The 20658-nt window shown below is 74.1% G+C and carries 20 protein-coding genes and 1 pseudogene; 7 read left to right on the plus strand and 14 right to left on the minus strand.

Going from position 1 to position 20658, the window contains the following annotated elements; genetic code table 11:
- Positions 1–203: 203 nt before the first annotated feature.
- The 5 genes from ACZ5OX_RS15635 to ACZ5OX_RS15655 all read right to left on the minus strand — a co-directional run bounded on the left by ACZ5OX_RS15635 (position 204) and on the right by ACZ5OX_RS15655 (position 6514).
- Positions 204–2966: a SpoIIE family protein phosphatase gene (locus ACZ5OX_RS15635; RefSeq protein ID WP_465630321.1), complete on the minus strand. Its 2763-nt coding sequence runs from the start codon at positions 2964–2966 to the stop codon at positions 204–206.
- Positions 2967–3105: 139 nt separating this feature from the next.
- Complete coding sequence (locus tag ACZ5OX_RS15640; protein ID WP_465630322.1) at positions 3106–3615, minus strand: NUDIX domain-containing protein; 510 nt, start codon at positions 3613–3615, stop codon at positions 3106–3108.
- 18 nt (positions 3616–3633) lie between these two features.
- Positions 3634–3825, minus strand: a complete 192-nt coding sequence (locus ACZ5OX_RS15645; protein WP_465630323.1) for an SPOR domain-containing protein — start codon at positions 3823–3825, stop codon at positions 3634–3636.
- Positions 3826–3972: 147 nt separating this feature from the next.
- Positions 3973–5418, minus strand: coding sequence for a DUF4190 domain-containing protein (locus ACZ5OX_RS15650; protein WP_465630324.1), 1446 nt, complete (start codon positions 5416–5418; stop codon positions 3973–3975).
- Between the two features lie 277 nt (positions 5419–5695).
- Positions 5696–6514 carry a methyltransferase domain-containing protein gene (locus ACZ5OX_RS15655; RefSeq protein ID WP_465630325.1) on the minus strand — a complete coding sequence of 273 codons (819 nt, stop codon included), beginning with the start codon at positions 6512–6514 and terminating at the stop codon, positions 5696–5698.
- 165 nt (positions 6515–6679) lie between these two features.
- On the opposite strand from ACZ5OX_RS15655, the pseudogene ACZ5OX_RS15660 reads away from it, so the two are divergent.
- Together ACZ5OX_RS15660 and ACZ5OX_RS15665 are read left to right on the plus strand one after the other, a co-directional pair.
- Positions 6680–7821, plus strand: a pseudogene (locus ACZ5OX_RS15660) (dihydrofolate reductase family protein).
- Positions 7822–7895: 74 nt separating this feature from the next.
- Positions 7896–8558, plus strand: a complete 663-nt coding sequence (locus tag ACZ5OX_RS15665) for an HAD-IA family hydrolase (protein WP_465630326.1) — start codon at positions 7896–7898, stop codon at positions 8556–8558.
- Between the two features lie 216 nt (positions 8559–8774).
- Here the strand turns inward: ACZ5OX_RS15665 and ACZ5OX_RS15670 are convergent, their stop codons facing one another.
- The 6 genes from ACZ5OX_RS15670 to ACZ5OX_RS15695 form a co-directional block, all read right to left on the minus strand.
- The gene (locus tag ACZ5OX_RS15670) at positions 8775–10718 is read right to left on the minus strand and encodes an FtsX-like permease family protein (RefSeq protein WP_465630327.1); all 1944 of its coding nucleotides are present in this window, start codon (positions 10716–10718) and stop codon (positions 8775–8777) included.
- A gap of 111 nt (positions 10719–10829) precedes the next feature.
- Positions 10830–10919, minus strand: a complete 90-nt coding sequence (locus ACZ5OX_RS15675; RefSeq protein WP_465630328.1) for a class III lanthipeptide — start codon at positions 10917–10919, stop codon at positions 10830–10832.
- A gap of 265 nt (positions 10920–11184) precedes the next feature.
- Entirely contained in the window at positions 11185–11439 is a 255-nt protein-coding gene (locus ACZ5OX_RS15680) for a Txe/YoeB family addiction module toxin (protein ID WP_465630329.1), read from the minus strand.
- Positions 11436–11717 (minus strand): type II toxin-antitoxin system Phd/YefM family antitoxin, encoded by a 282-nt coding sequence (locus ACZ5OX_RS15685; protein WP_344325967.1) that lies wholly within the window; start codon positions 11715–11717, stop codon positions 11436–11438. Before ACZ5OX_RS15685 ends, ACZ5OX_RS15680 begins: the two co-directional genes overlap by 4 nt.
- Before the next feature lie 178 nt (positions 11718–11895).
- Positions 11896–12969: a redox-regulated ATPase YchF gene (ychF, locus tag ACZ5OX_RS15690; protein WP_465630330.1), complete on the minus strand. Its 1074-nt coding sequence runs from the start codon at positions 12967–12969 to the stop codon at positions 11896–11898.
- 84 nt (positions 12970–13053) lie between these two features.
- Positions 13054–13443, minus strand: coding sequence for a VOC family protein (locus ACZ5OX_RS15695; RefSeq protein ID WP_465630331.1), 390 nt, complete (start codon positions 13441–13443; stop codon positions 13054–13056).
- A 175-nt stretch (positions 13444–13618) separates the two neighbouring features.
- Between ACZ5OX_RS15695 and ACZ5OX_RS15700 the strand changes: the two genes are divergently transcribed.
- Positions 13619–14236: a DUF6542 domain-containing protein gene (locus ACZ5OX_RS15700; protein ID WP_465630332.1), complete on the plus strand. Its 618-nt coding sequence runs from the start codon at positions 13619–13621 to the stop codon at positions 14234–14236.
- Between the two features lie 54 nt (positions 14237–14290).
- On the opposite strand, the gene ppgK is transcribed toward ACZ5OX_RS15700, so the two are convergent.
- Both ppgK and ACZ5OX_RS15710 read right to left on the minus strand, forming a co-directional pair.
- Positions 14291–15037: a polyphosphate--glucose phosphotransferase gene (gene ppgK, locus ACZ5OX_RS15705; RefSeq protein WP_465630333.1), complete on the minus strand. Its 747-nt coding sequence runs from the start codon at positions 15035–15037 to the stop codon at positions 14291–14293.
- A gap of 154 nt (positions 15038–15191) precedes the next feature.
- On the minus strand, positions 15192–16166 hold the full coding sequence (locus ACZ5OX_RS15710; protein WP_392873704.1) for a 4-hydroxy-3-methylbut-2-enyl diphosphate reductase: 975 nt from the start codon (positions 16164–16166) through the stop codon (positions 15192–15194).
- Positions 16167–16276: 110 nt separating this feature from the next.
- Here ACZ5OX_RS15710 and ACZ5OX_RS15715 point away from each other — a divergent pair, with 110 nt between their 5' ends.
- The 4 genes from ACZ5OX_RS15715 to ACZ5OX_RS15730 all read left to right on the plus strand — a co-directional run bounded on the left by ACZ5OX_RS15715 (position 16277) and on the right by ACZ5OX_RS15730 (position 20000).
- The gene (locus tag ACZ5OX_RS15715) at positions 16277–17656 is read left to right on the plus strand and encodes an APC family permease (RefSeq protein ID WP_465630334.1); all 1380 of its coding nucleotides are present in this window, start codon (positions 16277–16279) and stop codon (positions 17654–17656) included.
- 63 nt (positions 17657–17719) lie between these two features.
- Positions 17720–18931: an exodeoxyribonuclease VII large subunit gene (gene xseA, locus ACZ5OX_RS15720; RefSeq protein ID WP_465630335.1), complete on the plus strand. Its 1212-nt coding sequence runs from the start codon at positions 17720–17722 to the stop codon at positions 18929–18931.
- Between the two features lie 64 nt (positions 18932–18995).
- Positions 18996–19253: an exodeoxyribonuclease VII small subunit gene (locus tag ACZ5OX_RS15725; protein ID WP_449791145.1), complete on the plus strand. Its 258-nt coding sequence runs from the start codon at positions 18996–18998 to the stop codon at positions 19251–19253.
- Between the two features lie 144 nt (positions 19254–19397).
- Positions 19398–20000: a malonic semialdehyde reductase gene (locus tag ACZ5OX_RS15730; RefSeq protein WP_465630336.1), complete on the plus strand. Its 603-nt coding sequence runs from the start codon at positions 19398–19400 to the stop codon at positions 19998–20000.
- Between the two features lie 102 nt (positions 20001–20102).
- Here ACZ5OX_RS15730 and ACZ5OX_RS15735 read toward each other — a convergent pair whose 3' ends face one another.
- Positions 20103–20639 (minus strand): DUF4245 domain-containing protein, encoded by a 537-nt coding sequence (locus tag ACZ5OX_RS15735; protein WP_449791147.1) that lies wholly within the window; start codon positions 20637–20639, stop codon positions 20103–20105.
- Between the last annotated feature and the right edge of the window lie 19 nt (positions 20640–20658).

Genomic DNA, 20658 nt, shown 5'->3' on the forward strand with positions numbered 1-20658 from the left:
CGTCCGGATGTCGAGAAGACCGAGTATTCATCATCGAGGGGTACGTTCACACGCCCTCAACATCACAACATCAGATCGGGCGAAGGTTTTTGTCCTACCGCCCGCGCAACCACAATGCCACGCTCGCGCCCCCTTCCGGAGCGCGCGCTCCCCCCGAGCGCCCGATGGCATGTTCGACACCGCTCCCCTGCTGTTCGCTCCGATCACGATCCATCCGGCTCACTACCCGGCAGCGCCTGCTCGAACCAGACCACCTTGCCGATGCCCTCGGCCCGGGCGCCCCAGCGCAGTGCCAGCCGGTGGACCAGTTCGATGCCGCGCCCGCCCTCGTCGGCAACGGCCGCGTGCCGCTCCCGGGGCGGGTCGGGCAGTGGGTCGGAGATCTCGGCCAGCAGCGTCTCACCGAGCGTCAGCCGCACCCCGATGGGGGCGCTGGCGTACCGGACGGCGTTCGTGACCAGCTCGCTGACCAGCAGCTCGGCGATGTCGGTGAGCTCCTCGACGCCCCACTCGAGGAGCGTGGCGCGGACCAGCCGGCGGGCCCGGGAGACGGCGGTGGGCTCGGCCGGGAGGGTCCAGCCCGCCGTCGGGGTGCCGGCCTGGCCGTGGCCGAGCCGGGCCAGCAGCAGGGCGACGTCATCCGGCTCCCGGCCCTGCTCCACGGTGTCCAGCACCGCCTCGCAGGCGGCCTGGATGGAGGCGTGCGGCTCCTGGAGCACGGTGACCAACCGGCCGAGGCCGACGTCCAGGTCCTTGTCCCGGGACTCCACCAGGCCGTCGGTGCACAGCGCCAGCAGGCTGCCCTCGGGGATCTTCAGTTCGACCGACTCGAACGGGACTCCGCCCACCCCGAGCGGGGCGCCGGAGGGCAGGTCGAGGATGCGGCCGGCGCCGCCGAGCAGCGGGCCGCCGGTGCGGGTCGGCTCCGCGGCGTCCCTGCCCGGCACCACCAGCACCGGCGGGATGTGGCCGGCCTTGGCGACGGTGAGCCGGGCCGTCGCCGGGTCGAACACCGCGTAGACGCAGGTCGCCAGCAGCGCCTCGTCCGGGCCCTGGGCGAGGTCGTCGGCCAGCTCGTGGACGTGCCGCAGCAGGACGTCCGGCGGCAGGTCGAGGGCGGCCAGCACCCGGACGGCGGTGCGCAGCCGCCCCATCGTGGCGGCGGCCCGCAGGCCGTGGCCCATCACGTCGCCGACCACCAGCGCGGTGCGGTCGCCGGGCAGCGGGATGACGTCGAACCAGTCGCCGCCGACCTCGGTGCCGCTGCTGCCGGGCACGTACCGGTAGGCGACCTCGACGCCGGTGGGCTGCGGGACCTGCTGCGGGAGCAGGGTGCGCTGGAGGGTGAGCGCGGCGGTGCGCTCGCGGGCGTAGAGGCGGGCGTTGTCCAGTGAGCTGCCGGCCCGGTCGGCCAGCTCGACGGTGAAGGCCAGGTCGTCCCGGTCGAAGCCCTCGCGGTAGCCGGCCCGGCTGACCAGCAGCAGGCCGATCACGATGCCGCGGGCGCGCAGCGGCACGACCAGCATCGAGTGCACGCCGAGGTCCCGGGCGGCCTGCATCTTCGGGTCGCCCGGGTAGGTGACGTCGTCCAGCTGGTCGGCGCCGGAGACCAGCTCGGGCACGCCGGTGCGCAGCACCCGGCCGCAGACGGAGTCCTCGGCGAAGGTGATCCGGGCGCCGCGGCGCAGCATCACGTCCACCTCGGGGCCGTCCTGGACGGAGGCGGTGCCGAGCTGGAGCAGCGAGGTGCGCCGGTCGTGGCCGTGCCGGGGCAGGTCGTCACCGTGCGCGACGGCCTGGAGCAGGATCACCGCCGAGTGGTCGGACAGCCGGGGGACGACCGAGCCGGCCAGCTCCTGGGCGATCCGGGAGGCGTCCAGCAGGTCGCCGACCCGGGAGCCGAACTCGTTGAGCAGCGAGAGCCGGCGCCGGGCGTGCTCGACCTTGGCCACCGCCCGGTAACGCTCGGTCACGTCCATCACGGTGCCGGAGATGCCGAGCACCCGGCCGGAGCGGTCGGTCATCCGGCTGTAGGAGATCGAGCGGTAGCCGGCCCGGGTGGTGACCGGAGAGGCCAGGGTGACGTCGATGACCGGCTCGCCGGTGGCCAGTACCTGGCGCTGGATGGCGGTGATCTCGTCGGCCGCCCGCTCCGGCAGGGTCTCGCCGGTGGTCCGGCCGACGTGGTCGTCCGGGGCGACGCCGTTCATCTCGGCGAGGGTCCGGTTGACGGCGGTGTAGCGCAGGTCGGTGTCCATGATGGCGATGCCCAGCGGGGACTGTTCGAACAGCGCGTCGCGCACCGCGAGGTCCCGCTCGACGGCCCGGACGGCGGCCGCCTCGGCCATGCTGACCTGGAGGAACGGGGTGCCATCGCCGTCCACCAGGAGGGAGATCCGGGCGTCCATGGCGACGGCCAGGCCGTCCCGGTCGAGCAGTTCGGCGTGGCCGGCCCAGCGGCCCTCCCGCAGGGTGGACTGGATCGCGGCCCGGATCCGGGCGACCTGCTCCCGGTCGGGGATCAGCTCGTCGATCCGGCGGCCGACCAGCAGCTCGTTCGGCCAACCGAGCAGTTCCTCGGCGGCCGGGCTCCAGAGCACCACCCGGCCCGCGGTGTCCAGGATCGCGATGGCGACCTTGAGCATGTCCAGCAGGCCCTCGGCCGACGTGCCGGAGCCCCCCGGGGTGTCGGCGGACCCGCCGGGGAACGGCCGTCCGGGACGGCTGCGCAGGCCGCCGGGCCGGGGAAGCGGCTCGGCCACCGCCAGGGTCGGGGTCGGCTGGTGGGGCCGCGCGGCGGTGGGGGTGGCGGTGCCGGCGGCCTCGACGGTGCCGCCGCGGCGGCGGCCGGCCGGAGGCCGGGGGGCGGCAGGACGGGCGGCGCGGCGCAGTCGGGCGCGGGCGGCGGCGCTCCCCGCGGAGCCTGCCCGTCGCTCTCCCCCGCCGCCGTTCCCGGAACTCGACACCGACGGGGCCTCCGGCTCTGGTCGGGATCGGCGTCGCCGGCTGGGGACGGCTCACCGATGGTGACGAATAGTGCCGAAAAGTGACATACCCAGCGACACCCAGGCTATCCCGGCGCCTAGGTCGTCTTGTCCGATTGACCTACCCGGCGGACGGCGCGTCGCCGACCGCCGACACGCCGCCCACGGCCCGCGCCGGGGCACCCGTGAGCAGCCGTGCGACGTGCGGCAGCACGTCACGGTCGTGGTCGATCCAGTCCACGGCGTCCAGCTCCTCCGGGCCCAGCCAGCGCAGCGCGTCGTGGTCCTCCAGTGCGCTCGGCTCGCCGGCCAGCAATTCGGCGGCCCAGAAGTGCAGCTCCAGGCCGGGGCGCACGGCCCACGCGCCCGGCAGCCGGGTCAGCGCGCGCGCCCGGACGCCGAGCTCCTCCAGCAGCTCCCGCTCCAGCGCCTGCGCCTCGGTCTCACCGGGCTCGGCCTTCCCGCCGGGGAACTCCCACCGGCCGGCCACCGACTCGGGCGCGCTGCGCCGGGCGGCGAGCACCCGGCCGCCGCGCACCAGCGCGCCGCCGACCACGATCCGGGGCGCGGCGGGGGTGGCGGGGGTGTCGGAGCCGTCGGGAGCGGGGTGACTGGCGTGGGTCGCGTCCATGGCCCCGACCCTACGGGTTCAGGCGTTGCGGACCGTCCCGTCCGCCGCTTCCGGCCGGGCCTCCCCGTCCGCTTCGACCCAGTACATCTGCTTGTGGCCGCGGGCCTCGAACTCGGCGGCCAGCCGTCGGGCCTCGGCCGGGTCGAGGCCCTTGGCGACCACGAAGCGGTTGCCGTTGTCGTCCTGCCGCATGACCCGGTGGGTGCCCATGGCGGGAGGGTACCGGGACCGTCCCGGGACGGGACGGTCCCCGGCTCGCGTGGGGGTCGGGCCGGGGACGCGCTCACGACCGTACGGCCGGCGGGTTACCGGCGGGTACGGGCGAGGTCAACGCCCGGTAACCGGACAGGCGGCCGCTCAGACCCGCAGGTCGGGCGCCTGCTCGCCGGTCGACAGGCCCAGCCCGCGGCGGATCTCCAGGATCGTCGGGGCCGACCTGGCCTCCGCCGCCCTGGCCCGGCGGAGGTCACCCGCCAGGTCGGTGCCGGAGGCCGCGGCGTCCCAGGCGGCGGCCGCCTGCGCCTTGGCCTCGGCCAGCTTGGCGATCATCGGCTGGACGTCGAGCGGCCAGGCCACCCCCGTCCGGCCCAGCACCGCTGCCTGGGTCCGGGAGGCGGAGGCCACCCGGCGGGCCCAGGCCCGGTAGTCGGCCTCGGCCTCGGAGACGTCCCGCTCCGGCTCGTCCAGGTAGTCGTCGTTGAAGCTCCGGGCGGCCTCCAGGTAGGCCAGCTGCGCCGCGGTCAGGCGACTCCGGTCGGTGCGGACCGTCCCCTGGTGCCGGTCCTCGGCGTCCTCGAAGGCGCAGGTGACGTACCGGTCGCCGGCCGCCCAGTTCTTCGCGGTCGGGTAGAGGTAGACGTCGTCCATGCCGTCCGGGACGGCCCACTGGTCGAGCGCGTAGGAGTCCAGCACCGTGCGGCACAGCCGGACGGACATCTTGCGGACCACGTCCTCGCCCGGGTACGGGCCGGCCTTGTCCAGGAGGTCGGCGGTGCCCGCCACCTCGCCGTGGTGCGGCTTGGCACAGGCCACCCGGTTCACCCAGTACACCTTCGCGTCGCCGTTCCCGTCGACCGTCGAACCGTCCTCGGGCGAGTCGTAGCAGTCGCCGGCCTTGAGGTCCGACCAGTGCACCGAGCCGGCCGGCGCCTTCGGGGCCTGGCCGTAGCGGCCGGCCCGCGCCGAGCTGAAGTCGGCCGCACCGAGCATGAGGGCCAGCAGCACCGTGCCGACCGTGCCCAGCACCAGGCCGGTCACCGCCATGCCGGTGCCGCGCTCCTTGCGGCGGTTGATCTGGACCAGCGCGAGGATGCCGAACACCAGGGCCACCGGGGCCACCAGGAGCAGGCCGGTGACCAGGGAGCCGACGGCGAAGCCGTTGGTGGGGGCGGGGCCGGGACCGGGCGCGAACCCCGGGGCGAATCCGGGGAGGGGGGCTCCGGCCGGGGCCGGGCCGTGGGTCGGGGCGTACGGGTTGCCCGGCTGGAAGCCGGACTGGGCGGCGGGGGTGACGGAGGCCCAGCCGCCGGCGGGCAGCGGGTGCGGCGGCTGGGGCGGGGCGGCCGACGGCGGGACGGCCTGCGGGGCCGGGGCCGCGGTCGATGCCTCGGTCGGGCCCGGGCCGGGGGCGGTGGCGGTGGGCGGGGTCGCGGGCGGGCCGGCGGAGAGGTCGGGTGCGGCCCAGGGGGCGGCGGGTCGCGCGGGCTCGGCTCCGGCCGGGACGGACTCGGCACCGGCCGGGACGGGCTCGGCACCGGACTCGGCGGGCCGCGCGGGCTCGGCGGTGTCCTTGCGGAAGTCCACCCGCGGGTCCTGGCCGGCTGCCGGCGTCTCCGGCGCCGCCGCCGTTTCCGTTTCCGATCCCGTTTCCGCCGCCACTGCAGTCTCCGCCTCCGGCCCCGGGACGGGCGGCTCGGACTCAGGCTTGGACACGTGGACTCCCCACCCCGCCGGAACGGGCATCGGCTCGGCGCTCGGCACCATGGCTCGGACCCGAACGGGCCCGAATCTGAACGGTCGCGCGACTTTACCCGATCTTTCCGAACGTCCGTCCACTCTTTCCGGCCCGCCCTCCGCCGGCTCAGCCGCGGGCCAGGACCTCGCCGTGCAGCATCGAGAACCAGCCGTCCCCGGCGGCGCTCCACTCCCGCCAGCCGTCCGCGATCCGGTCCAGCTCCTCCCGGTCCGCGAGGCCCAGCCCGACGGCCGTCCGGCCCAGCGCGGTGCCCGTCACCCGGTCCGCCCACATCCCGCCCCACCAGGCGCGCTGCTCGGGCGTCGCGAACGTCCAGGTGGAGGCGCTCGCGGTGACCTCGGTGAAACCGGCCGCGCGGGCCCAGGACAGCAGCCGTCGGCCGGCGTCCGGCTCGCCGCCGTTGGCGCGGGCGGCCCGTCGGTACAGCTCCAGCCACCGGTCCAGCGCGGGGACCTCCGGGAACCAGGTCATCGAGGCGTAGTCGACGTCGCGGACCGCGACCACGCCGCCCGGCGCCGTCACCCGCCGCAGCTCGCGCAGCGCGGCCACCGGGTCGGCCACGTGCTGGAGCACCTGGTGGGCGTGCACCACGTCGAACTCACCGTCCCGGTACGGCAGTCGATGAACGTCGGCGCGCTCGAAGACGACGTTGGCCAGGCCCCGCCCGGCGGCGTGTCCGGCGGCCTGCTCCAGCACCTCGGCGGAGGTGTCCACGGCCACCACCCGCCCCTGCGGGCCGACCAGCCCGGCCAGGTCCGCGGTGATCGTGCCGGGCCCGCAGCCGACGTCCAACAGGGCCTGCCCGGGCCGCAGTTCGGGCAGCAGATAGCCGGCCGAGTCGGCGGCGGTGCGGGAGCGGTGCGAGCGCAGCACGGCCTCCTGGTGGCCATGGGTGTAGACGGCGGCGGGCCGCGGTCCGGTCATGAGATCCCCCTGGGTGTGGTCGGTCCCGGTGCTCCCCGACGCTACTCCCAGTCCCGCATCGCGAGAAGATCCGTCTCATATTTCGACCCCCCACGGGCCCGGTCCGCCCGACCGGCTCCCGGCCGCCGTACCGTGGAGGCGCCCCCGACAGAACGGTCCCCGCCCATGCCCGGCCCGCGCCCCTACGTCCTGCTGAGCGCCGCCGTCTCGCTCGACGGCCACCTCGACGACGCCTCCCCCGACCGGCTGCTGCTCTCCAACGCCGCCGACTTCGACCGGGTCGACGAGGAGCGCGCTGCCGCCGACGCGATCCTGGTCGGCGGCAACACCCTGCGCGTCGACAACCCCCGACTGCTCGTCGACGACCCCGGGCGCCGGGAGGCCCGGCTGGCGGCGGGCCGGCCCGAGTACCCGCTGAAGGTGACCCTCAGCGCGAGCGGCGACCTCGACGCCGGCCTGCGGTTCTGGCACACCGGCGGCGCCCGGCTCGCGTACACCACGGACCGCGGGGCGGCGGCGCTCCGGCCCCGGCTGGACGGGCTGGCCGAGGTGGTCGCGCTGGGCGAGACGGTGGACCTCGGCGCGGTGCTGGACGACCTGGGCGCCCGCGGGGTGCGCCGGCTGATGGTCGAGGGCGGCGGGGGCGTGCACACCCAGTTCCTGGCCCGGGGCCTGGCGGACGAACTCCAGCTGGCCTTCGCCCCGCTGTTGGTCGGTCAGGCCGAGGCGCCGCGGTTCGTCCGTCCGGCCGCGTTCCCGGGCGGGCCGGCCCGGCGGATGCGACTGCTGGAGGCACGTACCGTGGGCGACGTCGTCCTGCTCAGGTACGCCCCGAAGGAGCCCGCGCCGTGACCCAGTCCGCGTCCACCGACCTCGACCACCTGCGCCGGGCCGTCGAGCTCTCCCGCCGCTGCCCGCCGTCGGAGACGGCCTTCTCGGTCGGCGCGGTGATCGTCGGCGCCGACGGCACGGTGCTGGCGGAGGGCTACAGCCGGGAGACGGACCCGCACGACCACGCCGAGGAGGCGGCCCTGGCCAAGCTCCCCGCGGGCGACCCGCGGCTGCGCGGGGCGACCGTCTACAGCTCGCTGGAGCCCTGCGGGCAGCGCGCCTCGCGGCCGGTGCCGTGCGCCCGGCTGCTCGTCGCGGCGGGCGTGCCGCGGGTGGTGGTCGCCTGGCGCGAGCCGGACCTGTTCGTCACCGACTGCCAGGGCACCGCGCTGCTGACGGCGGCCGGGGTCGAGGTGGTGGAGCTGCCGGAGCTGGCCGAGGAGGCCCGGGCGGTCAACGCCCACCTGCTCGGCTGATCTTTTGTCATTTCGAAACAAAGAGCTCGCGTCCTCCGGCTCTCCCGTCGCCGCACTCCCCGAGGAGCCGCCCCGTGCCCGCCACCCCCGTCCGCCTGACCGCCCGCGCCGTCCTCCTCGACATGGACGGGACGCTCGTCGACTCCGACGCCGTGGTCGAGCGCTGCTGGAGCCGCTGGGCCGGACGGCACGGCCTGGACCCCGCCGAGGTGCTCGCCGTCGCCCACGGCCGCCAGGGCCACGCGACCATGGCCGCCCTGCTGCCCGAGCGCCCGGCCGAGCTCAACCTGGCCGACAACGAGCGGATGCTCGACGAGGAGCGCGCCGACACCGAGGGCGTCGTCCCGGTGCCCGGCGCCGCCGCCTTCCTCGCCTCGCTGGCCGGGCTCCCGCACGCCCTGGTCACCTCCGCCGACCAGCGGCTCGCCCGGGTCCGGATGGCCGCCGCCGGCCTGCCGCTGCCGCCCGTCCTGATCACCGCCGAGTCCGTCGGCGCGAGCAAGCCCGACCCCGAGGGCTTCCTCAAGGGCGCCGCCGCCCTCGGCTTCGCCCCCTCCGACTGCCTCGCCTTCGAGGACTCCGGCGCCGGCATCGCCGCCGCCAGGGCCGCCGGCGTCCGCGTCATCGGCATCGGCCCGCGCGCCCTCCCCCACCACCCGGACGCCCACGCCGACACCCTCACCGCCGTCACCGTCACCACCACCCCCGACGGCCTCCTCACCGTCACGGTCTCCTGACCCCGGCAACGCCGTACCGGCCCGGGTACGGACCGGGCCGGGCCGGGTACGCGCCCGGCCGTCGAGTCGGTCCGCAGCGTCCGGGCGCACCCGGCCGAGGCCTCACGGCAGCCGGACGCGGCGGCGTGCTCCGGCCGTGGGATCAAGGGTCCTGCGCTCGTAGCGGTCCGCGAGCACGCCGGCCGGCAGTCGGGCGAGCACGATGCCCAGGGACCCTCATGTCAGCCTCCTCGCGAACTGCCGTTGGACGTCGGACATCGGATGGGCCGTCATGACCGCGGGGACGGCCACCGCCAGAGCCGCGGCGACGGTCACGCCCACGGTCCAGGGCACGTCGAAGGCCGGCATCGCACCGGCGCCCAGGACCAGGGCCAACGGGACCAGGCAGACGATCGCCGTGACGGCGGCGAGGGCCGTACCGACGATCGTCACCCCCGCGGCCTCGTACACCACGCAGCGCAGCATCTGGAACCGGCCGAGGCCCAGGGCCCGCAGGTGCGCTCGTTGCGTCCGCCGGTCGCGCTGGGCGAGGGAGCTGGTGTTGGCGGCGGCCAACAGCGCATAGCCCGCGACGACGGCCACGATGAGCCGGACGGCCAGGTCGTCGGCGGCGTTGCGCGAGCCGAGGTCGGCGAGGTGGTCGGCGCGGGAGGCGACCTTCTGGCCCTGCGCGCGCGGCCAGCTGTCCGCGCCGCCGGTGAGCAGGATCCGATCGGCGTGGGCGGACGGCGTGTGTTCCAGCGCCGTCGACCGCGAAATCACCAACTCCGGGAAGGCCAGGTCCCGTTCGTAGACGGCGGCCAGGGTCAGCGGCTGCGAGGAGCCGTCCGCCAGGACGAACGTCACCTCCTGGCCCAGGCGCCAGTGATGCCCGTCGGTCTGCATGGCACCGGCGGCGAAGGTGCCCTGCCGCAGGTCGGAGATGCGGCCTTCCCGCACCTTGAGGTCCAGGACCTCGGCCAGGGGGCCGCCGTCGGCCCCCCATGCGCTGGTGGCCGCCGGCTGGTCGTCGTACCAGGTGGGCGGAGGCGTGACCTCGGTGGCCACCAGCGGGACCGCCGTCCCGCCGGAGACCGGCGGCGCCGCGACCGGGAGCCGGGCCCCGGGCTCGGCCGTGACGACCGCCGCCGCGCGCAGGCCCTCCTCGGCCTGCCGGTGCTTCGCCTGCCAGATGGTGGCCCCGGCCCCGAGCAGCGACACGGCGATGCCCACCGACAGGAGCACCGGCACCGCCATCGCCGTCGTCCGCGCGGGTGTGGCCCGCAGGCCCACGGCGGCGAGGCGGCCCACCCGGCGGTCGAACAGGCGCATCAGCACGGTGGCCGGACGGATGAGCGGCGGCACGATCCAGGGAGCCAGCACGGCCAGCACGGGGATCACCACCAGCGCGACGCCGGGTGCCATCGCGGCGCGGAGCGTCGCGGGCAGGTCCATGAAGGCCATGACGAACAGCAGTGGGGCGCACAGGGTCACCAGCAGCAGCAGGCCGGTCACCAGGCGCGCCGTGCGCCGGGAGGAGGCCACGGACAGCTCCGCGTCCCGCAACAGGGTGCCGGGGCTGACCCGTCCCGCGGCCAGCACGCTCGACAGGGCCGCGAGCACCCCCACGCCCGCCGTGGCGAGGCAGACGGCCACCGCCGTCCACACCGTCCGGTCCGAGGCGGGAAGCGAGGCCTCCGCCGGGAACAGCCCACGGTCCAGGAGGACGCTCCGGCCGAGTCCCGCCAGCGGAACCATGCCCAGGGCCGCGCCCACCGCCGCCGAGACCAGGCCGAGCCGCGCGACGTCGAAGGCGACGAGCCCACGCAACCGGTTCGCGCTGACCCCCAGGGCGCGCAGCACGGCGAACTGGGAGAGCCGTTGGCCCGTCCACAGCGAGACGGTGGATCCGATGACCATCACCGCGCACATCAGCAGCATGGACATCAGGAGTGACAGGAGGTTCCGCGCGTCCTGCGCGGCGGCCCAGGCCGCCGAGTCCTTCTCGTACTCCGGGAGGCCGGCCCCGATGAAGAGCAGCGCGCCGGCGCCCACCCCGGCGGCCGTCACGGCGCATGCCAGGGCCGCGCCCACCACTCTGCCGGGGTAGGCCCGGACCTCGGCGGCGAACAGCCGGCGCATGCTCGTCGGACCGGCGAGAGGGCTGGAAGGAGCGGACACGTTTGCTGACCTCCGTCGGAGCGTGAGCCGGAAGGAGCCGGGGCGGCCACACTGACCGCGGCCTCCCCGAACTCGCTTCTTCGGAACGGGTCTTGCCCAATTATCGGCGCCTCAGTGGCAGACGACGATGCTCACGGTGCTGATCGGGGCCTCGACCACGACCTCCTCGTCCAGCTCCTGCAGAGCGAGAACGTTCAGCATGCGAAGTCACCTCCCCACTGCGACCGTCACCACGCGTCCGCCTCGTCACCAGGAGAAGGCTGGTGGCCGCGGCTTGACCCTGGCGATGAAGACGTCGCTTCACGTGGTTCCACTACTCGTTCGACGAACCGATCCCCCAGACCACGCCGAACCGCCCTCAGGGCCCGAATTCGACGCCCACCTCGCCCGACTGACCCGCGAGGTCGGCGCGCTCACCGAGCAGATCCGACCCGACGCGGGTACGGCGATGCAACCCGACCGGCAATCAGTAGTGGTAGCGGGCTGCCAGGATGATGATCTCCCGGTCCGTCACCAAGTAGACGAGACGGTGCTCGTCGTCGATCCGCCGCGACCAGGCCCCGGGCAAGTGGTACTTCAGGGGCTCGGGCTTGCCAATGCCAGTGAACGGGTCGCGCAACACGTCCTCGATGAGCTTGTTGATCCGGGCGAGCATCTTGCGGTCGCTCTTGAGCGAGGAGGTGTAGTCCTCCCAGCCGGTCTCCTCGAAGACGAGCCTCACGCGGCACCCTTCTCGCCATCCGCCGCATCAGGGTCGATGAGCTCCCGCTCGGAGAGCCCTATGCCGCCAAGGGCGTTCTCGTACGCCTTGAGCAAGCGGCGGGCGTTCACCGGCGAGCGCAACAGGTAGGAGCCTTCACGCAAGGCGGCATAGTCCTCGGCCGAGACGAGTACGGCATTTCCGTGCTTGGAGACGATCTCAATGGCCTCGTGATCGTCGTTGACCTTCTTGATCAACGGGAAGAGAGCCTTGCGCGCCTCGCTGGCAGTGATCGACATCGACTGAACTCCCTCCACGACTAGTACCACATAACGTACCACTCAAGTGGGATGCGACGAACCGAACAAGTCGGCACCAAGTCGGCACGGAAAAGGAATCGGGGCCCGCCTCAAGGGAGGCGGGCCCCGTCTGACCTGCACAGTTGACAGGTCGAGTCATCTCAAAGCAATCAGGCGATCACACGTTGAAGCGGAACTCCACGACGTCGCCGTCCTGCATGACGTACTCCTTGCCCTCGATGCGGGCCTTGCCCTTGGAGCGGGCCTCGGCGATGGAGCCGGTCTCGACCAGGTCGGCGAAGGAGATGACCTCGGCCTTGATGAAGCCCTTCTGGAAGTCGGTGTGGATGACTCCGGCGGCCTCGGGGGCGGTGGCGCCCTTCTTGATGGTCCAGGCGCGGGCTTCCTTCGGGCCGGCCGTCAGGTAGGTCTGGAGGCCGAGGGTGTCGAAGCCGACCCGGGCGAGGGTGGCGAGGCCGGGCTCCTCCTGGCCCATGGACTGGAGCAGCTCCAGGGCCTCGGCGTCGTCCAGCTCGATCAGCTCGGACTCGATCTTGGCGTTGAGGAAGATCGCCTCGGCCGGGGCGACCAGCTCGCGCTGGGCCTTCTTGAAGTCCTCGTCGGCCAGCTCGTCCTCGTCCACGTTGAAGACGTAGAGGAAGGGCTTGGCGGTCAGCAGGTGGAGCTCGCGGATCGGGGCGGTGTCGAAGCCCGCCTCGAAGAGGGTCTTGCCGGTCTCCAGGATCGCCTGCGCGGCCTCGGCGGCGGCCAGCACGGGGGCGGTGTCCTTCTTGAGGCGCGCCTCCTTCTGGAGTCGCGGCAGGACCTTCTCGATGGTCTGGAGGTCGGCCAGGATCAGCTCGGTGTGGATGGTCTCGATGTCGTCCTTGGGCGACACCTTGCCGTCCACGTGCACCACGTCCGGGTCGGTGAAGGCGCGCACGACCTGGCAGATCGCGTCCGACTCGCGGATGTTGGCGAGGAACTTGTTGCCCAGGCCCTCACCCTCGCTGGCGCCGCGCACGATGCCGGCGATGTCGACGAAGTCGACGGTCGCCGGGAGGATGCGCTGGGAGCCGAAGATCTCGGCGAGCTTGGTCAGCCGCTCGTCCGGGACGCCGACCACGCCGACGTTCGGCTCGATGGTGGCGAACGGGTAGTTGGCCGCCAGCACGTCGTTCTTGGTCAGGGCGTTGAACAGGGTCGACTTGCCGACGTTCGGCAGGCCGACGATTCCGATCGTGAGCGACATGAAGCGCAGTCCCGTGGGCTTGGAGGAGTTGGGTCGGCACCGTACGGGCCGACCCCCAAGTCTACGGGCAGCCCCCGCCGCGCCTCACTCCTCGGTCGCCGCCGCCCTGGGCTCCAGGAACTCCAGCCGGTTGCCCAGCGCGTCGTCGGCGTAGAAGCGCCGGTGGCCGGGCAGGTTGTCGTCCCAGGCCACCGGGTGGCCGTGCGCGGTGAGGCGGTCGGCGAGCGCGTCCAGCGAGTGGACCAGGATTCCCGGGTGCCCCTTGCGGGACGGGCGGAAGTCCGGGGTCACGCCCAGGTGCACCTCGACGCCGCCGCCCCGGAACCAGCAGCCTCCCCGGGCGGCCAGCACCGGCGGCTTCGGCAGTTCGGTCATGCCGAGCACGCCGGACCAGAACGCCCTGCACTCGTCCTCGGCGCCGGCCGGGATGTCGAGCTGGACGTGATCGAGCCGTTCGAACGTGAAATCGGTCATGTTGTCCCCCCGCGGGAAGCCCGTGTACGGATCCGGTGGTCACCGCTCGTCGGCTCGTCCGAGCAGGTCAGCCGACCTGAATGACGATCACATCACTACTCCGTCCAAAGACACGGGGCAAGACCTGAACGGTCCATTACACAGTGTGGCGATGATCGGACCGTACGTTGGGCGGGTGGAGCAGAGCATCCGTACCCAGCCGCCAGGGCCCAGACGCCGTCCGCCGACCGGCCGGGCCACAGCCGCCGTCCCCGGCCCGGGCCGGGCCCCCGAGAGCGCCGGGGCCCCCGCCGGGCGCGGCTCCCGGCCGCGCCCGGTGGCCACCGAGAGCCCGGCCGGCCCCCGGCTGCGCCTGCGCGTGCCGTTGGGCGGGCAGCGCGGCGACGAACCGTCGGACGGGCGGCGGCGCACCGGCCGGCGGGCCCGGCTGACGGCCGTCGGCACCGGGGTGGTCGCCGTCCTGGCGACGCTCGCGGTGGCCGGCGTGGACCGGCTGCTGTTCGACGGCCTGGGCTGGGTGTTCGGCCTCGGCTACCTGGTGGTCTGCTTCCAGCTGGCCGTCCGGGTGCGCTACGTCGACCTGCTGGCCGCACCGATCAGCGGGCCGATCGCCTTCGCCCTCGCGCTGCTGCTGCTCGAGCCGGTGAGCTCCCCGGGCGTCACCGCCCAGGTGGTCTCGCTGGCGACCGGGCTGGCGCTGCGGGCCGGCTGGCTGTTCTCCGGCACCGGGCTGGCCGCGCTGGTCGTGCTCGCGCGGTTCGTCGCCCAGCGCCGGATCCACCGCTCCCGCTGACGCCCACCGAGGCCTGAGCCGAGGACCGAGTGCCGAGCCCGGGGCCCGGCCCGCTCAGCCCTCCGCCCGGGCCGCCGCCATGGCGGCCCCGACGATGCCCGCGTCGTTGCGCAGCTCCGCCGGCACCACGCGCGCCTCGCGGTCCCTCAGCAGCGGCAGGAACCTCTCGTGCTTGCGGCTCACCCCGCCGCCGATCACGATCAGGTGCGGCGAGAACAGCCTCTCCACCAGGTCCAGGTAGTCGTCCACCCGCCCGGCCCACTGCTCCCAGCTCAGCCCGTGCCGATCCTTGGCGGCCGAGGAGGCCCGGCGCTCGGCGTCCTTGCCGCGCAGCTCCAGGTGGCCCAGCTCGGTGTTGGGCACCAGCGTGCCGTCCACGAACAGGGCGCTGCCGATGCCGGTGCCGAAGGTGAGCACCAGGACCACGCCCGGCTCGCCCCGGCCGGCGCCGTGCGTCAGCTCGGCCAGGCCGGCCGCGTCCGCGTCGTTCAGGACGGTCGCGGGCATCCCCAGTGCCTCGCGGAAGAGGCCCGCCGCGTCCAGGCCGATCCAGCCCTTGTCCACGTTGGCCGCCGTTCTGGTGCGGCCGTCGACCACCACGCCGGGGAAGGTCAGCCCGACCGGGCCGTGGTGGTCGAAGTGGCGGACCACCTCGCAGACGGCGGCGACCACGGCCTCGGGCGCGGACGGCTGCGGGGTGAGCACCTTGTGGCGCTCCTCGACGAGCTCGCCCCGGGCGAGGTCGACGGGCGCCCCCTTGATCCCCGAGCCGCCGATGTCCACGCCGAATACCGCCGTCATCACGTCCGCCCTCCGCCGTCGGCCGCGGACCGGGTCGGTCCGCGGCCGGTGGATTGTCCACAGCCCTGTGCACAAAGCTACGAGAGCGCGCCGGGGCACGCACAGCGGAAGGCCCGGCGCCCCGAGTCGGGGGTGCCGGGCCTTCCGGGTGGGGTCAGAGCTTGCCCGCCGCCTCGGCGCGCAGGTCGCGGCGCAGCTCCTTGGGCAGCGAGAAGGTCAGGTGCTCCTCGGCGGTCTTGACCGTCTCGACCGTGTCGTAACCGCGCGCGGCCAGGAACTCCAGCACGCCGTCGACCAGGATCTCCGGCACCGAGGCGCCGCTGGTCAGGCCGACCGTGGTGACGCCCTCCAGCCACTCCTCGCGGATCTCCTCGGCGAAGTCCACCAGGTGGGCGGCCTTGGCGCCGTACTCCAGGCCGACCTCGACCAGGCGGACGGAGTTGGAGGAGTTCCTGGAGCCGACCACGATCAGCAGGTCGGTCTCCGCGGCCAGCTGCTTGACCGCGACCTGGCGGTTCTGGGTGGCGTAGCAGATGTCGTCGCTGGGCGGGCTGACCAGCGCGGGGAAGCGCTTCTTCAGCTCGCCGACGGTGGCCATGGTCTCGTCCACGGACAGGGTGGTCTGGGACAGCCAGACGACCTTGGACTCGTCCCGGACCCGCACGTTGGCGACGTCCTCGGCACCGTCCACCAGGTGGATCCGGTCCGGGGCCTCGCCCATGGTGCCGATGACCTCCTCGTGGCCCTCGTGGCCCACCAGGAGGATGTCGAAGCCCTCGTCGGCGAAGCGCACGGCCTCCTTGTGCACCTTGGTGACGAGCGGGCAGGTCGCGTCGATGGTGGCGAGCTTCCCGGCCCGCGCCTCGTCGTGGACGGACGGGGCGACGCCGTGCGCGGAGAAGACGACGATCGCGCCCTGCGGCACCTCCTCCGTCTCGTCGACGAAGATCGCGCCCTTCTTCTCCAGGGTCTGCACCACGTACTTGTTGTGGACGATCTGCTTGCGGACGTAGATGGGCGCCCCGTACTGCTCCAGGGCCTTCTCCACGGCGATCACGGCGCGGTCGACTCCCGCGCAGTAGCCCCGGGGGGCGGCGAGCAGGACACGGCGCTGCGCGGTCTTGGACATGGCTCCATCGTACGGGCGGTGGCGGGTCCCGCCGCCCCGGCCGGGGAGCCGCGCCAACCGTGGACGCTTTCCGTGCGGACTCGGTCGATACCGCTCAAAATGTGGTGTCTATGAGCTCTGTGAGCGAGCAGGCGACGCCGAGCGGCCTGCGCCGCAGCCTGGGCGTGCGCGATCTGATGGTCTACGGACTGCTGTTCATCGCCCCGATGGCCCCGGTCGGCGTGTTCGGCGTGCTGGACGCCAGGAGCCACGGAGCCGTCGCCGCCGTGTACCTGGCCGCGACGGTGGCGATGGGCTTCACCGCCTTCTCGTACGCCGAGATGGTGCGCGCGGTGCCGCAGACCGGCTCGGTGTTCGCCTACGCGCGGGCCGGCCTGGGCGAGGGCCCGGGCTTCGTCGCCGGGTGGATGGCGATGCTCGACTACCTCCTGATCCCCGCGGTGGCCTACCTGTTCTCCGGGATCGCGCTGAACTCCCTGGTGCCGGACGTCTCCCGCTGGGTCTGGACGGCGCTCGCGGTGGTGGTGACCACCGCGCTCAACCTGGTCGGGGTGCGGACGGCGGCGGCGGTCGGGTTCGCGGTGCTCGCGATGGAGATCGCGGTGCTGCTGGTGTTCACGGCCGCGGCCGTGGTGGCGCTGGCCCAGGACGGCGCCCGGCGCGGCTGGGACACCCCGTTCACCGCCGTCGGGGCGTTCTCGCCGACCGCGGTGATCTCGGCGGTGTCCGTCGCGGTGCTCTCCTACCTGGGCTTCGACGCGATCGCCACCTTCGTGGAGGAGGCGGTCGGCGCGTCCGCGGCGGTGGCCAGGGCGGTGCTCTGGTGCCTGGCGCTGGCCGGGGTGCTGTTCGTCGTCCAGACCTACCTGGCGGCGCTGCTGGAGCCGACCGGCCCGCAGCAGCTCGCGGCGGACCCGGCGGCCCAGGGCTCGGCCTTCTACGACACCGTGGAGAACGGGGTCGGGCACTGGCTGCACGTGCTGGTGGCGGCCGGCAAGGCGATCGGCGCGGCCTTCGCCGCCCTGGCCGGGCAGGCCGCGGCCGGCCGGCTGGTCTTCGCGATGGCCCGGGACGGCCGGCTGCCGCGGGTGCTCGGCTCGGTCGACCCGGCCAGCGCGGTGCCGCGCCGGGCACTGCTGACGGCCGCGGTGATCACGATGGCAGCGGCGGTCTGGGCGGCCGACCGGGACGACGGGCTGGACCAGCTCACCTCGGTGGTGAACGTGGGCGCGCTGACCGCCTTCGCGCTGCTGCACGCCTCGGTGATCGGCTGGTACGCGGTGCGGCACCGCTCGCGGCGGTGGCTGCGGCACCTGGTCGTGCCGGTGCTGGGGATCGCGGTGATCGGGGCGGTGGTGTACGAGGCCTCGTCCACCGCGCAGCTGGTCGGGCTGGTCTGGCTGGCGGTCGGCCTGGTGGTGCTCGCCGTCCAGGGGGCGGGCGGCCGAAGCGGCGGCCCCGGCCGGGCCGGCGGGCGCCGACGGCCGTAGACGCGGACTGTCGCCGTTGCGGCGGACGTAGCCGTGTCGGCCGGCGCCGTTAGCCTCGTACGCATGGCCAACACCAGCTCCCCCGAAGCGCCGCTCCCGGTCGGCAAGGTCTCCGCGCTGATCGGCGGCTGGATCGACCGGCTCGGCGCGGTCTGGGTGGAGGGGCAGATCACCCAGCTCAGCCGCCGCCCCGGCGCGGGCGTGGTGTTCCTGACCCTGCGTGACCCCCAGGCCGACGTGTCGCTCACGGTGACCTGCTTCCGCTCGGTGTTCGACCAGGTCGCGGACGTGGTGCAGGAGGGCGCGCGAGTCGTCGTGCACGCCAAGCCGGAGTGGTACGCGGCGCGCGGGCAGCTGTCGATGCGCGCCTCCGAGATCCGGCCGGTGGGCCTGGGCGAGCTGCTGGCCCGGCTGGAGCAGCTGAAGCGGCGGCTCGCCGGGGAGGGCCTGTTCGCGGCCGAGCGCAAGAAGCCGCTGCCGTTCCTGCCGCAGTGCGTCGGGCTGGTCACCGGGCGCGGTTCGGCCGCCGAGCGGGACGTCCTGGAGAACGCCCGGCGGCGCTGGCCTGCCGTCCGCTTCGAGGTGCGCAACGTCCCGGTGCAGGGGGTCAGCGCGGTGGAGCGGGTGTGCGCGGCCGTGCGGGAGCTGGACGAGCACCCCGAGGTCGACGTGATCGTCGTGGCCCGCGGCGGCGGCAGCGTGGAGGACCTGCTGCCGTTCTCGGACGAGGGGCTGGTGCGGCTGGTCGCGGCCGCCCGTACGCCGGTGGTGAGCGCGATCGGGCACGAGCCGGACCAGCCGCTGCTGGACTTCGTGGCCGACCTGCGCGCCTCCACCCCGACCGACGCGGCCAAACGGGTGGTTCCGGACGTCGGCGAGGAGCTGGCGAAGATCCGCCAGCTGCGCGACCGCGCCCGCCGGCACGTGCTGTCCCGGGTCGAGCGCGAGCAGCACGGGCTGGACGGGGTCCGCAGCCGTCCTGCGCTGGCCGCCCCGCACCGGATGCTGGACGGGCGCGGGCAGGAGGTGGACGGCCTGCTGGAGCGGGCCCGGCGCACCCTGCGGCACCGGCTGGACCACGCGCAGAGCGACCTCGGGCACACCCTGGCCCGGGTGGTCGCGCTCTCCCCCGCGGCCACCCTGGAGCGCGGCTACGCGGTGCTCCAGCGGGCGGACGGCACGGTGGTGACCGACCCGGCGCAGGTCGCGCCCGGCGAGGGGCTGCACGCCCGGGTGGCGGGCGGCGGCCTCGACGTCACCGTGGACCCCCGGTAGGCAGGCCCTGACCACGGCCGGACGAGGCTGGGGAGTGTCGGCCCGAGCCCCTACGCTGGCACGCATGGCAGAGCAGCAGGAACAGCAGGACGCGGCGGCGCCGAACCCGGACGACGCGCTGGGCTACGAGCACGCCCGGGACGCGCTGCTGGACGTCGTCCGGCAGCTGGAGAACGGCGGAACCTCGCTGGAGGAGTCGCTGGCCCTGTGGGAGCGCGGCGAGCAGCTGGCGAAGGTGTGCCAGCGCTGGTTGGACGGCGCCCGGGCCCGGCTGGACGCCGCGCTGGCCGCCGAGGAGGGCGCGAGCCCGGGCGGGGAGTGAGGCCGCGCGGCGGCTGGAAACCGGGCGGGAGTGAAGCAGCTCACACCTGCTTGGGGAATCGTTGAAACTTCACCTATGTTGGAGGAAGTGATCGGCCGCGGCCGGTCACACCGACGAACTCCTTTCCGCATGAGGTGCACAAGCATGACCACCGACGCCCTGGTACTCGACGCCGCCGCCCAGGACCTGCTGTTCCGCGAGGCCCGCACCGCGAACACCTTCACCGACGAGCCGGTCTCCGAGGAGCAGATCCGGGCCATCTACGAGCTGGTCAAGTTCGGCCCGACCGCCTTCAACCAGCAGCCGCTGCGCGTCGTCCTGGTCCGCTCGGCCGAGGGCCGCGAGCGCCTCGTCCGGCAGATGGCGGACGGCAACAAGGAGAAGACCGCCGCCGCCCCGCTGGTCGCCATCCTGGCCGTGGACAACGAGTTCCACGAGGAGCTGCCGACCCAGCTCCCGCACTTCCCGCAGGCCAAGGACCTGTTCTTCTCGGAGCGCAGCGTCCGCGAGCAGTCCGCCACGCTGAACGGCGCCCTGCAGGCCGCCTACTTCATCGTCGGCGTGCGCGCCGCCGGCCTGGCCGCCGGCCCGATGACCGGCTTCGACGCCGACGGCATCAACAAGGAGTTCTTCGAGGACGGCGAGCACTCGGTGCTGGCCGTGGTCAACATCGGCCAGCCGGGCGAGGACGCCTGGTTCCCGCGTTCGCCGCGCCTGGCCTACGACGAGGTCGTCACCACGGTCTGATCCACCCCGCGCACGCCGAAGGGCCCCGCACCGGTTCGTCCGGTGCGGGGCCCTTCGGCGTGCGCGCGGAAGCGGGTGCGCGGAAGCGGGTGCGGGGGCGGACTACTTGAGCGCCTGCGCCAGCTCGGCCAGCTCCTCGTAGGAGGCGGTGCCGGTGAGCAGGGTGGTCCCGACGCCGGTCTGCGCGGCCAGGGCGCGGTCCTTCTCGCCCTGCAGCCGGTCCCAGGTGCGGCCGGCCACCTCGGAGGTGCCGTCCGCCTTGGCGCCCTTGACGTAGTCCGACACCAGGGAGTCGCGCGAGACGTCGCTCTGCTCGACCGCCGCGTACTGGCCGGAGGGAGTCACGAAGCCCAGGTGCCAGGCGTTGCCCTTGCCGTTGTTCTGGTCGGCCGGCCGGTAGGCGACCGAGGTGGCCCGCCACTTCTCCGGCAGCCCCTCCGGGGCGAGCAGCGGGTACGGCGCGGCGCGCTTGGCGGAGGCCGCCGCGACCTTGTACTCGACCACGTGCACCGGGTCGCCGTTGGCGTCGTGCGGGAGGAACAGGTACCCGATCCAGACGATGAAACCGACCGCCAGCATCGACAGGACCATGTCCCGTACGGTCTGCCGACCCCTCATGCCCTTGCTGTCTGCTGCCACCCCCACATGGTGACTCATC

It is taken from the genome of Kitasatospora sp. NPDC032121, from assembly GCF_055580145.1.

What these genes read in the sequence shown, in the direction of transcription:
- xseA (WP_465630335.1), top strand. Translation starts at nt 17,720, where the DNA reads ATGGCCAACACCAGCTCCCCCGAAGCGCCGCTCCCGGTCGGCAAGGTC.
- ACZ5OX_RS15675 (WP_465630328.1), bottom strand. Translation starts at nt 10,919, where the DNA reads ATGCTGAACGTTCTCGCTCTGCAGGAGCTGGACGAGGAGGTCGTGGTC.
- ACZ5OX_RS15640 (WP_465630322.1), bottom strand. Translation starts at nt 3,615, where the DNA reads ATGGACGCGACCCACGCCAGTCACCCCGCTCCCGACGGCTCCGACACC.
- ACZ5OX_RS15725 (WP_449791145.1), top strand. Translation starts at nt 18,996, where the DNA reads ATGGCAGAGCAGCAGGAACAGCAGGACGCGGCGGCGCCGAACCCGGAC.
- ychF (WP_465630330.1), bottom strand. Translation starts at nt 12,969, where the DNA reads ATGTCGCTCACGATCGGAATCGTCGGCCTGCCGAACGTCGGCAAGTCG.
- ACZ5OX_RS15655 (WP_465630325.1), bottom strand. Translation starts at nt 6,514, where the DNA reads ATGACCGGACCGCGGCCCGCCGCCGTCTACACCCATGGCCACCAGGAG.
- ppgK (WP_465630333.1), bottom strand. Translation starts at nt 15,037, where the DNA reads ATGACGGCGGTATTCGGCGTGGACATCGGCGGCTCGGGGATCAAGGGG.
- ACZ5OX_RS15695 (WP_465630331.1), bottom strand. Translation starts at nt 13,443, where the DNA reads ATGACCGATTTCACGTTCGAACGGCTCGATCACGTCCAGCTCGACATC.
- ACZ5OX_RS15730 (WP_465630336.1), top strand. Translation starts at nt 19,398, where the DNA reads ATGACCACCGACGCCCTGGTACTCGACGCCGCCGCCCAGGACCTGCTG.
- ACZ5OX_RS15710 (WP_392873704.1), bottom strand. Translation starts at nt 16,166, where the DNA reads ATGTCCAAGACCGCGCAGCGCCGTGTCCTGCTCGCCGCCCCCCGGGGC.
- ACZ5OX_RS15645 (WP_465630323.1), bottom strand. Translation starts at nt 3,825, where the DNA reads ATGGGCACCCACCGGGTCATGCGGCAGGACGACAACGGCAACCGCTTC.
- ACZ5OX_RS15715 (WP_465630334.1), top strand. Translation starts at nt 16,277, where the DNA reads ATGAGCTCTGTGAGCGAGCAGGCGACGCCGAGCGGCCTGCGCCGCAGC.
- ACZ5OX_RS15685 (WP_344325967.1), bottom strand. Translation starts at nt 11,717, where the DNA reads ATGTCGATCACTGCCAGCGAGGCGCGCAAGGCTCTCTTCCCGTTGATC.